This is a genomic window from Flavobacterium gelidilacus DSM 15343 (assembly GCF_000422685.1).
Lineage (GTDB): Bacteria > Bacteroidota > Bacteroidia > Flavobacteriales > Flavobacteriaceae > Flavobacterium > Flavobacterium gelidilacus.
In genome coordinates, this window is the sequence record NZ_AUGN01000009.1 from 79703 (window position 1) to 95910 (window position 16208).

At 31.9% G+C, this 16208-nt stretch carries 9 protein-coding genes; 1 reads left to right on the forward strand and 8 read right to left on the reverse strand.

Going from position 1 to position 16208, the window contains the following annotated elements; all coding sequences use genetic code 11:
- Nucleotides 1–8 precede the first annotated feature (8 nt).
- On the forward strand, nucleotides 9–605 hold the full coding sequence (locus tag G507_RS0105195) for a copper resistance protein B (protein WP_026716493.1): 597 nt from the start codon (nucleotides 9–11) through the stop codon (nucleotides 603–605).
- A gap of 40 nt (nucleotides 606–645) precedes the next feature.
- Here G507_RS0105195 and G507_RS0105200 read toward each other — a convergent pair whose 3' ends face one another.
- From G507_RS0105200 to G507_RS0105235, 8 genes are all read right to left on the reverse strand, one after another.
- Nucleotides 646–2238, reverse strand: coding sequence for an NADP-dependent glyceraldehyde-3-phosphate dehydrogenase (locus G507_RS0105200; RefSeq protein WP_026716494.1), 1593 nt, complete (start codon nucleotides 2236–2238; stop codon nucleotides 646–648).
- A 206-nt stretch (nucleotides 2239–2444) separates the two neighbouring features.
- Entirely contained in the window at nucleotides 2445–3146 is a 702-nt protein-coding gene (locus G507_RS0105205; protein WP_026716495.1) for a response regulator transcription factor, read from the reverse strand.
- Between the two features lie 21 nt (nucleotides 3147–3167).
- Nucleotides 3168–4751, reverse strand: coding sequence for a sensor histidine kinase (locus G507_RS0105210; protein ID WP_026716496.1), 1584 nt, complete (start codon nucleotides 4749–4751; stop codon nucleotides 3168–3170).
- A gap of 79 nt (nucleotides 4752–4830) precedes the next feature.
- The gene (coaE, locus tag G507_RS0105215; protein WP_026716497.1) at nucleotides 4831–5406 is read right to left on the reverse strand and encodes a dephospho-CoA kinase; all 576 of its coding nucleotides are present in this window, start codon (nucleotides 5404–5406) and stop codon (nucleotides 4831–4833) included.
- A gap of 7 nt (nucleotides 5407–5413) precedes the next feature.
- Entirely contained in the window at nucleotides 5414–6406 is a 993-nt protein-coding gene (locus tag G507_RS0105220; RefSeq protein ID WP_026716498.1) for a glycosyltransferase family 2 protein, read from the reverse strand.
- Between the two features lie 58 nt (nucleotides 6407–6464).
- The gene (locus tag G507_RS0105225; protein WP_026716499.1) at nucleotides 6465–8666 is read right to left on the reverse strand and encodes a T9SS type A sorting domain-containing protein; all 2202 of its coding nucleotides are present in this window, start codon (nucleotides 8664–8666) and stop codon (nucleotides 6465–6467) included.
- 96 nt (nucleotides 8667–8762) lie between these two features.
- Nucleotides 8763–12440, reverse strand: a complete 3678-nt coding sequence (locus G507_RS0105230; protein WP_026716500.1) for a GEVED domain-containing protein — start codon at nucleotides 12438–12440, stop codon at nucleotides 8763–8765.
- A 126-nt stretch (nucleotides 12441–12566) separates the two neighbouring features.
- Nucleotides 12567–16202, reverse strand: a complete 3636-nt coding sequence (locus G507_RS0105235) for a T9SS-dependent choice-of-anchor J family protein (RefSeq protein ID WP_026716501.1) — start codon at nucleotides 16200–16202, stop codon at nucleotides 12567–12569.
- Between the last annotated feature and the right edge of the window lie 6 nt (nucleotides 16203–16208).

Below are 16208 nucleotides of genomic sequence, written 5' to 3' on the forward strand. Positions count from 1 at the left end.
GCTTATCAATGAAAAATAATATACTTTTAGTTTTGCTTTTAATAAGTCAAAGCTTTTATTGCCAAGAAAGCAACCAAGTAAAAAAAGTTAGTTTTGAAAATTATTTTAGATTTAATTTAGTTTTACCTTTTCAAACAGGAAATCATTCGTTAGCTAATGATTTTAATTCTAATATAGGTGTAAATGCAAACTTATCTTTGGTTTCATTCGAAGAATTTAGCTTTAATATGGGTTATGAATTTTCTCAATATAGAGTCACAAATTTTTCGAATATTGGAGCTATTGATTATATGAATTTCTCGGTAATTTATGGTGAAATTGATTATGATATTACTGTTTACAATAACCTTAAATTAATTCCCAATATCGGTTATGGATATGTGAGAAATAATTATAAATCCAGTGGTAGAAAATTTGGCGTTCAAGAAGGAACAGAGATAAGGCTAGGAACTATGCTGAATTATAACTTTACTAAAACGTTTTCTACTTTTGTAGGCTTCAATTATATATTTACAAATTTAAATATAAATACTAACAAAGAATATGAAGACTATTTTGGAAAAGCAAATAGATTTCAAGTAAGTTTAGGAATAAAATTTCAATAATTCATATAAAAAAAGCCCTAATTTCTTAGAGCTTTAGATTTTACAAAATATAATCTGTACTTATAAAGTTTGAGGCTTTTTTGTCTAATAATTCATTTAAAATTTCATTATTATATTCATTATCCTTGGAAGCGACAAATGTTCTTATTGAAAACGTACGAAGTGCATCATGAACACTTAATGTTCCGTATGCTGAATCTTTTCTTCCTGTAAAAGGATAAACATCTGGTCCTCTTTGACACGAACTATTTAAATTAACTCTACAGACTAAATTCACTAAAGTGTCAATTAATGGTGCAAGTGTATTTGTGTTTTTTCCAAATACGCTGACTTGTTGTCCATAATTTGATTCTGCCATATCGTCTAAAGGTTCTTCAATATCAGTAAAAGACAAAATCGGAATTATTGGTCCAAATTGCTCTTCTTTATACAAACGCATTTCTTTATTTACGGGATACATTACAGCTGGAAAAATATAATTATCTGTAATATTTCCACCTTTATCATTTATGATTTTTGCTCCTAAATTAATTGCATCATCAATTAATTCTTGAATATAAGCTGGTTTTTCTTTTTCAGGTAAAGGAGTTAATTTAACACCTGCTTCCCATGGATTGCCAAACTTTAAAGCATCTACCCTAGCTGAAAAACGTTTATTAAATTCTTCTATAATATCTTTGTGTACATAAAGCACTTTTAAAGCAGTACAACGTTGCCCATTAAAAGATAACGTTCCAGCAATACATTCGTCAATAGCTAAGTCTAAATCAGCATCAGGCAAAACAATAGCAGGATTTTTAGCTTCTAAACCTAATACCAGTCTTAACCTGTTTTTTTTAGGATGAATAGATTGCAATGCATTTGCAGAAACACTATTCCCAATTAAAGCTAAAACATCAACTTTTCCTGTTTCCATGATTGGTGAGGCAACTGTTCTACCTCTACCAAATACAATATTAATTACTCCTTTTGGAAAACTCTTTTGAAAAGCTTCTAGTAATGGTGTTATTAGTAAAACTCCATGTTTTGCAGGTTTAAAAATCGCTGTGTTCCCCATAATTAATGCAGGAATAAGCAAGCAAAAAGTTTCATTTAAAGGATAATTATAAGGTCCTAAACAAAGTACAACTCCTAACGGTCCACGTCTAATATGAGCATTTATACCGTCACTTTTACTGAATTTGGCACTATCCCTGTCCATGTTTTTATAATCTTCGATAGTATCATAAATGTATTCGATAGTTCTATCAAATTCTTTTTCAGAATCGGGTAAATTTTTGCCAATTTCCCACATTAAAAGTTTTACGATTTCGTTACGTTTGGTTTTCATCATTTTTACAAACGTGTCCATACATTTTATTCGGTCTATAACTTTCATTGTTGGCCATAAACCTTGCCCTTTATCATAAGCCAAACAAGCTGAATCTAATGCTTCCAAAGCTTCCTTTTTACCTAGATTTGGAATACTACCTAATAATGTTGGTTTATATACTGAAGTAGATGATATGGTAGAAAAAACTTCTGTAGTTTCTCCTTCCCAAGTTTTTAAGTCGCCTGATACCAAATAACTTTTTTGATGTATTAACTCTTTTATTTTGTATTCTTCTGGAATTTCTGCAAATGAAGTATTCATAGATCAAATTTTTAGTATTATTAGCTAAATTACTTAAATTTATTAAAAAAAAATCTTAAATAATTATTACTATTTAAAAGAAATACCATTTTAATTGCAAATTAACTATTTAAGCCAAAAATAGATAACGTGAAATCGTTTTCGTTCAAATATAATTGAATAAAAAAAGCCCTAATTTCTTAGAGCTTTCAATATTACAGGGTCATTTATTTCTTTATAACCAATCTAAATCCTTCACCATGAATATTTAGTATTTCTACATTTTCATCTGGTTTTAAGTATTTACGGAGTTTAGCAATGTAAACATCCATACTTCTTGAAGTGAAGTAGTTATCGTCTCTCCATATTTTTGTTAGTGCTAATTCTCTTGGCATAACATCATCAACATGTAAAGCTAGCATTTTAAGTAATTCACATTCTTTTGGAGATAATTTTGAAGGTTCTTGACCATCAAACGAAAGTTGCCTTAATTTAGAGTTTAAATGAAATTTACCAATTGTAAATTCAAAAACAGTAGAATCTGGTTTAGTTTCTGCACTTTTTCTTTGAATAATTGCTTTTATTTTCATCAATAAAACTTCACTATCAAAAGGCTTATTTAAGTAATCATCTGCTCCAACTTTATATCCTTTTAACACATCTTCTTTCATAGATTTTGCCGTTAAAAAAACAATCGGCACATCTTGATTTTTTTCACGAATTTCTCTAGCTAAAGTATAACCATCTTTATAAGGCATCATTACATCCAAAATACATAAATCATATGTGTCTTTTTTGAATTTTTCAAAACCTTCCATTCCATTTTTAGCATGCGTTACTTCAAAATCATTTAACATTAAATAATCTTTTAATATTGCTCCAAAATTTGGATCATCTTCTACTAGTAATATTTTTTTTGCTGTTTCCATAGTATTTTTTATTTTTCTTTTTTAATTAATAATTGGTAATTTAATTGTAAAAGTACTTCCCTTTCCTTTTTCACTTTCTACCGAAATATAACCATTGTGGTCATCTATAATTTGCTTAACGTATGATAATCCTAATCCATGTCCTTTTACATTATGAACATCTCCTGTATGCTCTCTAAAAAACTTTTCGAACACTCTTTTTTGAGCTGATTTACTCATTCCTATTCCGTTATCCTTTATTTTAATTAGAATAAAATCACGCAGATTTTCGGTATGAATATTAATAATTGGTCGTTCAACGGAATATTTTATAGCATTATCCAATATGTTAACAATTACGTTTGTAAAATGCGAATCATTTAATAAAGCTGTTATTCTTGTTGCTTGAAAATCTGTTGTTATCTCTCCTTCTCTATCTTCAATAATTAAAGCAATATGTTCTACTGCATCTTCAATAATTTCATGAATATCATGAGGATCTTTAATAATATCTAATTCTTTCTTCTCTAATTTTGAAATACGCAATACATTTTCTACTTGAGCATGCATGCGTTTATTTTCATCTTTAATCATTTGCAAATAACGTTGCACTTTCTCTTTATCATCAATGACTTTCGGATTTTTTATTGCATCTAAAGCTAGATTAATAGTAGCTATAGGTGTTTTAAGTTCGTGAGTCATATTATTGATGAAATCTGTCTTGATTTCAGAAATTTGCTTTTGTGTGATTAATTGTTTTAAAGCACTCACATAAGTCATAATAATAATCAAAGTCAACATTAATGACAAAGCAACAACCCAAAAAATTGATGATAAAACATACTTATTTTTTTGAGGGAAAGTCACTAATAATTGATAACGACTATTGCCATCTAAATCTTGAAAAATAGGTACTCCATAAGTATTGTTCTTATCGTAATTGAAATTCTCTGATTTTAACTTCGTTGCTAATCCATTATTATAAACACTAAACTCAAAAGGTGTTTTTACCTCATATTTGTTGAGTTCATTAAACAAAATTCGCTCTAAATCATCTTTTGACAATCGATCATAAAGTGATTTTTGAGCGATTACATCTTTAAATATTATTTCAAATTGTGCTCTGTCTAGAATATCTAAATTTCCTTTGTTTTCAATTGTGACATTTGGAGTGTTTCTTAACCCAATAGAAGAATTATCAATTCCATCTGCATTATATACTTCTATTTTACGTTCTGCAATGTATGATTTTATGGATGAAGTATCTGCTTTACTGTCAAAGAACGTTCCCTTAATATCAAAATCTTGGGGAATTATTGAATTTGAATAAAATACTGTCTCATTAGTTTTGTCATTCTTTGAGATATAATAAAAATTTCTGATATCACTTTGCTTAGGTGGTTTTCCTAAAATGTCAGTCATTTTATTAAAACTTTGATAAAAAGTGTAAAACTCTCTATCGTTAATTTTTTGTGATACATTTCCAATAACTTGCTGAACATGTTGCTTAAACTGTTCGTTGTTTTTTTGTAGCAACAGGTTTATCCAATAAAACTTAATTACTATTAGCCCTATTAATGAAACACTCATAAAAAAAACCAATAATCTAAATCTTGCTTTGTTCATCTATACAAATTTAGTATTTTAACATAATTAATGAATATATATTAACCAAACATTAACAAAATGACCCTAAATTAAGTTATTATAAATAATTTAACAGTTCATCTAACTGAATATGAGTGTCTTTTAGGGAAGTATTTTGAATTATATAATCGCTTTTTATTTTTTTTTCTTCTTCAGGCATTTGATTGTTAATTCGTTGCAAAACACTTTCCCTATCTACATTGTCACGTTTCATTGTTCTTTCTATTCGTGTTTCTAATGGTGCTGTTACTAAAATAATTACTTCACAATCTTTATAAGAACCTGATTCGAACAAAATTGCAGATTCTTTTACCACAAACTTGAAGTCTACCTTACTTTTTAACCACTTTTTAAAATGCTTTTTAACTTCTGGATGAATAATTGCGTTGAGTTGCGCTAATTTTTCTTTATCCTTAAAAACAATAGTAGCTAAAATGGTACGATTCACTTTATTATTTTCAATAACATCAACTCCAAATACCTTTTCTATCTGATTTATGACTTTTTTAGATTCAGTAATTTTTCTAGCTTCAAGATCTGCTATGTAAACAGGAATTCCTTTAGCTATTAAATAATTTGCAACAGTAGTTTTTCCACTACCAATTCCTCCTGTTAAACCTATAATTTTTGTCATAGTCATATTATTTAAAAAATAATTCTGGAAAAGCTTTTTTGGGTTCTTGCTTCAGTAACTTTACCTTAACAAATGAAAGTAAATATCCTTTTCCATATCCATAAAACTGAATAAAAGTTGCTATAACTGATAACATTCCAACCTTAACACTTTTATTTTTGATTGTACTATCAATGAATAGCATCAAAAAGTATGCAAAAAGTAATGAAATTGGCAAGTAAAATTGAAAAAAAGAAAATATAATAGCAAATAAGGTTCCAACCAAAAATAATGAAGGAAACCAAAACGTTATTTTTGAATATTCAGGATACCATGAATCTAAGATTGGCCTTGCTTTTCCAAATTTATTGACTTGAATAAAAAACTTATTCCAATCTATTCTTCGTTTATGATAAACAAACGCCTCTTTAATTAACGTAGTCTTATACCCTTTTTTCCAAAGTCTAATCGATAAATCTGGATCTTCTCCTGGATGAATGTTTCCAAAACCATTAGATTCATCAAATGCTTTTTTGGATAAACCCATATTAAAACTTCTAGGTTGAAATTTTTCTACCTTTTCACTTCCACCTCGAATTCCTCCCGTAGTAAAAAATGATGTCATAGCATAATTAATTGCTTTTTGTACATCAGAAAAACTATCTAAAGCCTTATCTGGTCCACCAAAACAATCCACATAATTTTGCTTCAACCCTTTTTTTACATTTTCAAAATAGGAAATTGGAAGAATACAATCAGAATCCAAAATGATAAAATAAGCACCAGAAGCTCTTTTCATACCATAATTTCTTGAATCTCCTGGTCCAGTATTTTCTTTAAATAAATACTTAATATTTAATTTTGAGGAAAACATCTTTACAACTTCCTCTGAAGTGTTCTTTGAACCATCTTCAATAATAACCACTTCAAAATCTAAATCAGACTGAATAGCTAAACTATCTAAAAGCTCTTTAGTTTCTTCAGGACGGTTGTAAACGGGTATGATAAACGAAAAATTCATTTGACAAAGATACTTTAATTCTAAAAAAAAACCACTTTAAAAAAAGTGGTCTTGCTTGTTATTGTTTAACTATTTTGATAGTCTTTGTAAAATCATCAATTTCTAATGTAACTATATAATTTCCAGCAGCTAATTTTGATAAATCTAAAGTAGCTTCCTTATCATTTATTTTTTGATTAAAAACTTCTTGACCCAAAGTATTAGTAATCTTTATTAAAGAAATTCTTGATGAATAATTTATCTTAAAATAATCTTTTACTGGATTTGGATATGATGTCAAATTACTTTTCTCAAAATCATTTAAACTCAACGTTCCATCATAAGCAGAAATTCGAAATAAAGAGAAATCATTTCCTCCAAAATCCCAAACTCTAACATAAATTATTTCTCCAGGTGTTCTTCCTGTTAAAGCAATTCTAGCATGAAAAGGGTCTGAACCACTATCATTATCACATTGCAATAAACTTAAAGCAGAACAACTTCCCGAATACAAAGCTAATCCTGTATCTGTTAAGCCACCAGGTTCTTGTTTAGTTTCGACTATAATATTTCCAGTTGATGGAATAGTTACTTTGTACCAAACATCTAAAAATACAGAACCAGTACAGCCAGGATTTGGAACTGTCGATGCCAATGCTCCAAAATTAGCTGATGTAATTTCGTTTTGAGAAAAAGTTGTTCCTGGAACCAAATTAATTGCTCCATTACAAGTATCGTTATTTGGTGGACAACTTGATTGTGTTAGAAACGGACTAATTAAAACACATGAAGAATCTTGATTATTGGTTACAGAAACCAAAACTGATGTTGCGTTTTGAAATGGACCTAATTGAACATTTCCTATTGCATTTAAACTAACTGGTGTACTTCCTAAATTATCTGAAACAGTAACAGATGTTGCAGAACCAAAACTAGTCACATTCGTGTTTATAAAAAACTGTGTATTACCACCTGAACAATCTGGAGTAATAGTATAAGTTGCTATTGGATTAGTACAGGTCGCTGCTTGAATATTTAAAGAATAAGCAACGGATTGAGGTGCTGGAAATGTAGAAATCACAATATAATAGGATTGTCCATTTGTAACTGGAAATTGACTAATTGTTCTAACCGTAGCTGTTCCATTTGCAACACCAGCTAAACAATTAGAACCAATGTCAGCACAACTTCCATAAACAAAAATACCAGAGTACACATCTGAACCTGTTGACGGTGTTAGATTAATATTAATAAATCCAGTAGTAGTTGCAGTATATTTATAAATTACATCATCACCATCTAAATAAAATTGAGAATTACTTCCACAATTTGATCCTTGCCCTCCAGAATAATCATCACCGTAGTTAGCAGTGTTATCAGTTGTATTATAAGGTAAAGAAGTTATTAATATTGGATTTCCACATACATTACCTATAGGTGGAGCTGCATTTGTTGTAAATGAATATTGAGTACAGCCCATTGCATTTCCATTTCCATTATAAGGTGTTATAGTAACATAATAAGTTGTTGAATAAGATAAAATTGGTAAATCATAAAAAGTAACATTTCCAACATTTACATTATTAACGATTTGAGTTCCACTAGTTGTTGTTCCAACCTTTAAAATATAACCAGTTGGGAATCCTGATGCTGCTGACCAATTTAAGTTTGTAGTTTCACTTACGTTAGTAGCTAAATTTGTTGGTGTTGTCATTACGGCATTACAATTTGGTACGGAAGCAGATTGGGATGCGTTAACGTTATCAATATAAAAATAATAATCTCCAGCTGTCCAAGTTGAAAGAAATCTTAATTTAAAATCTGAAGCATTTGGAACTGAAGCCGCTGGAATTGCAAATGATTTATTTGCACAACTATTACTAACAACATGATTTGAATCATTAATGGTGAATTGTGTTAACCAAGTACTTCCATTGTCTTGAGATGTTTGTACTTGTAAGTTTCCCCATCCTGCCGGAGTTGCCACTGTTGCTGCAGAAAAATTCACTACTTTATAGTCAAAAGTTATTATAACATTTTGTCCGTTTGAAACGGATGTATAATTAGGACTTGACAACCATCCAGTAGATGAAGTTGTACCAGAATACAAACTACTTCTAAAAGAATTCCCATTACATGCTTGCGAAGCAGAACCAGTATATCTGCTTGCTGTCCAGCCTGAAGGCAAAGATGTTGAAGCATTAAAATCTTCAGAAATTGAAACCTGAGAATATATATTTAGCGAAATAAGACAAAATAGAAATAGCGTAATTTTTTTCATAGATCGTTGTTTAACAGTTCAAATGTATTAAAAAATTAGATACAAAAAAAACTGCTCCAACTAAGGAGCAGTTTAATTTAAAAATTTTAATTATGCTTATTGCTTAATCACTTTTATTGTTTTAACAACATCACCAACGGTAACGTTTACAATATAAGCTCCTGCAGTTAAACTAGTCATATCAATTTGAGAAGTAGTATTATTTACTTTTCTTGAAATAACTTCTTGTCCTAGTAAATTAATTACTTTAACAGAAGTGATTTCTGAAGAGTAAGATAAGTTTAAAACATCTACGACTGGGTTTGGATAAGCTACAAAGCTAGCATTATCAAAACTTGAAGTTGATAAGGAACCATCATAAGCAGAAACTAAAAACGTTCCAAAAACATCATTTCCATATTCCCAAACTCTAAAATATAAAACACTTCCTGGAGTTTGACCTGTAACAATAATTAAGGGATGGTCACCACTTGCACTTGAAGAATCATTACAAGCTATTTCTGTTAAAGAACTACAAGTTCCACTATAAACAGATCCACCTGTATCAGTTAATCCACCTGTAGTAGGATTTACTTCGAATGTTAAACTACCTGAAGCAGGAACCACTGCAGAATACCAAACATCACCACCTTGGTAGGAAGCACAAGTAGGAGCAGTTTGTGTTGAACTAGTTGCTGCAACATTTGTTCCTGTAACTTGATTTGTTGCGAATATTCCACCAGGAGTTAATACTGTAGGGTTTGCACATTCATCATTTACTGGAGGACATGCATAAGTGAAATTCCCTAATGGTAAATCACAAGTTATGTCTGAACCATGTAAAATAGTTAACGTATTTGAAGAACCACTTGTAAAAGGTCCTGCTGTTACTACTCCTGTTGCAGTAATAGGTAATGTAGTTGTCCCATAACTTAAAACTGGAGAACCACTTCCTAAGTTAGTTACATCAACATTTACTGAATATTGATTATTAGTACAATCTGGTACTATTGTAGCTGTTGCACTAGCAGGTGTACATGAAGAAACTATTATATTTACTGAGAAATCTAAGGTAACTCCATATGATCCTGAATAACATGGGTCAGCTGTAGCTAAAGCATCAGCCGTAACAATTCGCATTTTATGTACTCCAATTGCAGCTGTTGCTGGCATTACAAAAGAGGCATTTAAAACGGTTGGGTTTGCAGATAACGATTCTCCTGTATAAACTAATTCAGAAGCATCAAATATATAATTGTCATTCAAATCAATCCAGATATAAGTGTTATATGTATAACCAGTTGCAAATGATATTTGAACATTTGTATTTAATCCTTGTGGCAAAGTCACTTGAGTTGCTGAATGATCAAAATAAGTAACAACATTTGTTGGAAAATCTGTTGACCCTAATTGAACATTTGTTATACCTGAATTATCAAGTACAGTTGGTACAGAAGGACAATAACAACCTGTTGAAGATGTTGTGAAATTTTGTTCCACACATCCTGTAGCAGATCCCGTTCCATTATAAGGAACAACTTTCCAAAAATATTGAGTATTTATCTGCCCAACAAAAGAATATGAATTATTTGAAATATCAACATTGTTAGCAATATCAGTTCCTCCTGAAGTTGTTCCAATTGTAATGAAATAACCAGAAGCTAAAGCATTAGAGTCCCAAGATAATTGATTTGCAAAATTACCACATGAATTTGGAGTAGCTACTAAATTTGTAGAGCAACTAGGCAATACCGTTGGAGTTATTTTTAATTCAAAATCATCAAAAGCAACGTACCAAGGACTAAAAGAAGGTTGATTTACTCTTAAGGCAAAATAATAAACTCCACTTGTTGTAGGAACAAATGTTCTTGTTACTTTAGCATAAGGCTGTATTGCTATAGTTCCAGTTCCTGGAACAGCGTAAGTAGATCCTAACTGAGTCGCACCTGTTGAAGATTGAGAAGTATTGTATAAATAATCTACAGTCCAACCAGTAAAACCGTCCCCTTGAATAAAAGAAGAAAAGTCATAAGAAGTACCAGCAACAAGATTAAAACCACCAGTCCAGATAAATTCATTTGTAGCAGACCAAGAGTCTCTTAAATAATTTGAGCCTGAATTTGCTGTATTGTAAGTTGTAGCATTTGCAGATGCCCAATCACCATTTTCCTTTAACCAACAAGGTGGAAAGTTAGTTGTTCCTAATGTTCCTGTTAAAGAATCAAAATTTTCATTCCAAGGAAATGTTGATATTGGAACACATGAGGTTAAAAATGATCCTGATAAAGAATTTGTACTAGTTGAAGGACCTGCACAAATAGCTCTTACATAAAATTGATAACTAGTTTGAGGCATTAAACCCGATAAAGTAAAAGGATTTGTACTTGCAGCCACTGTTGTTCCTGTTCCTATAGTAAAACCTGGAGCACCATATTCAATCTCCCAAGAAACATCACTAGCATTCCCAGTCCAATTTATTGTTGCTCCACTTGATGTAACAGCAGTTGCAGAAACATTTGTTGGGTTTGAACAAGCGGGAATAGCTTCCCAAGCAACATCGTCTAAATAAGCTGTAGTAGAACCCCCAGGAAAGCCAGAGTTTTTTATAGATAGGTACTTAACTCCTACAGGAATTCCAGTAGGTATGACTACAATTTCTTGAGTATTTCCAACGACTGTTCCAGGAATTGTTATTTCTTCTAGTTGTACAAAAGTTGTAACGTCCGCTGGATCAGTTAAATATCCAACAACTAAAAATCTATTAGTTCCTGATGAAGAAAAAGCTTTGAATTTTAATCTATGTGTATTAGCTTGTAAATTTGAAACAGCAGGTAAAATTGCATAACCCTCTGTAGGTGTAGTACCACTGGCAAACATATAAAGTCTATTAGATGGTGACATTGGAGCCAAAGCTCCAGTTGTTACATAAGTATTTCCGTTACCTCCTTTAGACCAGCAATTTTGCATGGCACTAGTTGTTCCAGTCGATGTATATGAATCAAAATTTTCAAAAAATGCTGTAACTTCTCCACAAGTTGTAAAAGAAGTCTCGGCACAAGATGTCGCTGAACCATTTGAATTTGATGGTGTTACAGTAACATAATATGTAGTAGCTGAACTTAAAACACCTAAGTTATAAGTCAAAACATTTCCTACAGAAACATTGTTTAAAACATCTGTACCTCCTGAAGTAGTTCCAACCGATATAGCATAGTTTGTTGCAGCACCAGCAGCAGCTGGCCATGAAATATTTGATGAGGAAACATTAACAGCCATATTAGCTGGTGAAGATAATACGACACATGCTGGTGGATTCACTAATGGAGTTGCTGTAAAACTAGTTACATTAAAGTTTAATCCATTTGGCGTACCCCATTGACCAATTGCTATGTAAACAGTTTGATTTGCTGCAATGTTTGCTGTAACTGTTTTTGAAGTATTGGCCCCTGTTAGTCCAACAGAAGTTATGTGTCCAGATAAAACTGTTCCAGAACAATTTGCAAAAATTCCAATTCCATTCCATGAGTTTACAGAGAAGATAGTCATAGAAATCTCTTCTGGATTTGAACCAGAAGTATATGTATAAGTATATACATCGTCATCCCAATAAAAACCGCTAGTGGGAGCAGTATCTGTTGGATTGTCATTCCAATCTTCAGGACCTGCATTTCCTGGTGTTGTAATTCCTGTCGCTGTAAAACCATTGGTTAAAACAACTGCGGAAGTACAACCGAATTGTGCATTCATTTGCCATGAGACTATTAGAAGCACAATCATTAAAGTAATTTTTTTCATAAATATTATAATTGTTTGTTAATAATATGCTAATATAAGCAAAAATGAATTTAAATTAAAAAAAAACAGCTGTAAAATAAATTTACAGCTGTCTTTTAACTTAATTTATACTAAATAGTAAATTAATTACTGCTTAATCACTTTTATTGTTTTAACAACATCACCAACGGTAACGTTTACAATATAAGCACCAGCTGTCAAACTTGACATATCAATTTGAGAAGTTGTATTGTTAACTTTTCTTGAAATAACCTCTTGACCTAATAAATTAATCACTTTAACAGAAGATATTTCTGAAGAGTAAGATAAATTTAAAACATCTACAACTGGGTTTGGATACGCTACAAAACTAGCATTATCAAAACTAGAAGCTGATAAGGAACCATCATAAGCTGAAACTAAAAATGTTCCAAAAACATCATTTCCATATTCCCAAACTCTGAAATATAAAACACTTCCTGGAGTTTGACCTGTAACAATAATTAAGGGATGATCACCACTTGCACTTGAAGAATCATTACAAGCTATTTCAGTTAAAGAACTACAAGTTCCACTATAAACAGCTCCAGCAGTATCTGTCAATCCACCTGTAGTTGGATTCACTTCGAATGTTAAACTACCTGAAGCAGGTACCACTGCAGAATACCAAACATCACCACCTTGATAGAAAGCACAAGTAGGAGCAGTTTGTGTTGAACTAGTTGCTGCAACATTTGTTCCTGTAACTTGATTTGTTGCGAATATTCCACCAGGAGTTAATACCGTAGGGTTTGCACATTCATCATTTACAGGAGGACATGCATAAGTGAAATTCCCTAATGGTAAATCACAAGTTGTGTCAGAACCATGTAAAATAGTTAAAGCATTTGAAGATCCACTTGCAAAAGGTCCTGCTGTTACTACTCCTATTGCAGTAATAGGTAATGTAGTTGATCCATAACTTAAAACTGGAGAACCACTTCCTAAGTCAGTTACATTTACGCTTACAGAATATTGATTATTAGTACAATCTGGTACTATTGTAGTTGTAGCACTGGCAGGTGTACACGTAGAGACTATTATATTTACTGAAAAATCTAAGGTAACTCCATATGATCCAGAATAACATGGATCAGATGCTGGTAAAAAGTCAGCAGACACTAATCGCATTCTATGAGTTCCTAATGCAGCTGCTGCAGGCATTACAAAAGAGGCATTTAAAACAGTTGGATTAGTAGATAACGATTCTCCTGTATAAACAATTTCTGATGCTTCAAATGTAAGATTATCGTTAAAATCAATCCAGATATAAGTGTTATATGTATAACCTGTTGCAAATGAAATTTGAACATTTGCATTTAATCCTTGAGGTAAAGTTACAGTCGTTGCTGCATGACTAAAATACGTTACATCAGTAGTAGGAAAAGCTGTAGTTCCTAATTGCACATTTGTAATACCTAAACCATCATTCGAAGTTGGAACTGACGGACAGTAACATCCTGTTGCAAAAGTTGTAAAACTTTGTTCTGTACAACTTACTGCATTTCCGATAGCATTATAAGGAGTTAATGTATAATAATAAGTAGTATTAAAGTTTCCTGTATATGAATATGAAGTAACATTTCCTAAATCTAGGTTATCAACAACTTGATTTCCTCCTGTAGTTGTTCCAATAGTTATTCTATAACCATCAGCTCCAACAGTTGGATCCCAAACAAAAGAAGTAGCATAATTACCACAAGCAGCATCTGGTGTCACAACTATATTAGCTGCACAAGAAGGAACTGAAGCTGGAACTGGTTCCCAAACTACATTATCAATTTTTATTGTTTGAAAAGTTGCAGTACTTCCATGCTTAAATGCAATATAATGATCAGTAGTGGTAACTGTTGAAAAATCTACAATATATTCATTGAAACCATTTGGAGCCTGAAATGGCTCTACTGCATTATAAGTTGATGCATCTGTTGGATCTGACATTGTTCCAACTTCCATAGTATAATTTGTACCTCCACTAACTCTAAATTTTAGTCTATGAGTTCCATTAGGTAAATCCGTTAAATTTGGAGTTACTAAAAGTAAAGTTACAGTAGCATCACCTGAATTATAAAGTTCTGCACTATTTGGCTCTGTAAAAGCTAGATTATCTTGAATTGAAACCCTAGCAAAAGCATCAGTTGAATTAACAACTTTATACCAACAATTAGTTAAACCCCCACTTGGTGTTGTATCAAAATTTTCCGTAAAACTACCAAAAGGAACACATGCTGTAACAAAAGAAAACGGTCCAGTCCAATAACTTGTACTAGATGTACAATCTGCTTGAACATAGTAATCATATTGCGTATTAGGAGTTAATCCACTTAAAACATATGGATTAGTTGTTACTCCTATTACACTTGTTCCACTACCTTGAACATAACCTGCTGGTCCATATTCTACATTCCAAAGAGTTGAAGTACCCATTTCCATCCAAGCTAATTGTGCTGAAGTAGTTGTAATTGCACTAACTGCTAAACCATTTGGTTCTGGACAACTTGGCGTAAGTCTAACTTGGAAATTATCAACGAAAAATTCTATATCTGCATTACCATTGTCTATTCCTTCTACCATTCTGAATGCAAATTTTACAGTTTGACCAGCAAAAGCACTTATATCAATAATATTAATAGAACCTGTATTTGAAGGCGCATGAGTTGCATCAAATGTATATAATACAGACCAGTTAGCTGTTCCTGTAGAAATTAAAACTTCAACCACATCATCAGCTTCCCATGGTGTTGTTGGTGCTGCTGTACTTGCATATTGAGTTGCTGCAGCATCAAATTTTATTTCATAACCTGTAGCAGGAATAACATATTGAGGTGAAATAAACCAATCATTGGTGTTTGATGTATAAAAATTATACTTTACTGCTCCTGTTGTTCCTACGTTTGCAAAACCATCTGCAAGCCAAGCTCCTGCATCCGGAGTTGCTGGGCCAGCTGTAATATCTCCACCACTTGCTTTTGACCAACAAGCAGGTATAAAAGTTGCAAAAGTTTCAATAGAAGGTACAGTTATAGCCACACAAGCTGTTGAAAAAGTACCTGATGCAGACCATGAAGAAGTTTCTGTTCCACAATTTGATCTTACCCAATAATAATATTGTGTAGATGGATTTAATGCTGTTAAATTCGCAGTTGTTCCAGTAGTAATAGTACCATTTGGAGTTGTAGTTGCAATTGGTGCAGTAGCAGTGGTTGAATAATAATAATCATAACCCCCTGAAGGCACATTAACTGGTGCAGTCCAAGAAATATCGGCTGTAGTTGTTGTAACATTTGTTGAACTTAACCCTGAAGGCACAATACAACTAGTTATCAATAATACAGAAGTATTATGACAAACAGCTGAACCAGCACAAGCAGCATCATCTGAAAGGTGAATTCTAACTCCAGCTACAGCTACATTTGTAACTGTTTGAGGAGACACCCCATGTTGAATAACGGTATTTGACAGATCCGTTATTGTTACATAAACATGAGTTCCTGCTCCATAGGTAGTACCCACTTGTCCAGCAAAGACATAATCTTCACCCAAAGTTAAACCTGTAACAGTTGAATATTCTGCCGTACTAAAAGCACAAGTAGTAATTCCTTGGAGTAAACCGGAATTATTAGACACAACATTACCAAACGCGTCTGGACGTATGCATTGTGCATTAATTGATACAAATGTTGTCGAGAAGAACCCTAAAAGGATAATCAACGGCAACATTAGTTTAGATGTAATTTTTTTCATGTATTT

Bases quoted from the DNA above. Each gene is read 5' to 3' on its own strand.
- G507_RS0105195 (WP_026716493.1), top strand. From the start codon at position 9: ATGAAAAATAATATACTTTTAGTTTTGCTTTTAATAAGTCAAAGCTTT.
- G507_RS0105200 (WP_026716494.1), bottom strand. From the start codon at position 2,238: ATGAATACTTCATTTGCAGAAATTCCAGAAGAATACAAAATAAAAGAG.
- G507_RS0105205 (WP_026716495.1), bottom strand. From the start codon at position 3,146: ATGGAAACAGCAAAAAAAATATTACTAGTAGAAGATGATCCAAATTTT.
- G507_RS0105210 (WP_026716496.1), bottom strand. From the start codon at position 4,751: ATGAACAAAGCAAGATTTAGATTATTGGTTTTTTTTATGAGTGTTTCA.
- coaE (WP_026716497.1), bottom strand. From the start codon at position 5,406: ATGACAAAAATTATAGGTTTAACAGGAGGAATTGGTAGTGGAAAAACT.
- G507_RS0105220 (WP_026716498.1), bottom strand. From the start codon at position 6,406: ATGAATTTTTCGTTTATCATACCCGTTTACAACCGTCCTGAAGAAACT.
- G507_RS0105225 (WP_026716499.1), bottom strand. From the start codon at position 8,666: ATGAAAAAAATTACGCTATTTCTATTTTGTCTTATTTCGCTAAATATA.
- G507_RS0105230 (WP_026716500.1), bottom strand. From the start codon at position 12,440: ATGAAAAAAATTACTTTAATGATTGTGCTTCTAATAGTCTCATGGCAA.
- G507_RS0105235 (WP_026716501.1), bottom strand. From the start codon at position 16,202: ATGAAAAAAATTACATCTAAACTAATGTTGCCGTTGATTATCCTTTTA.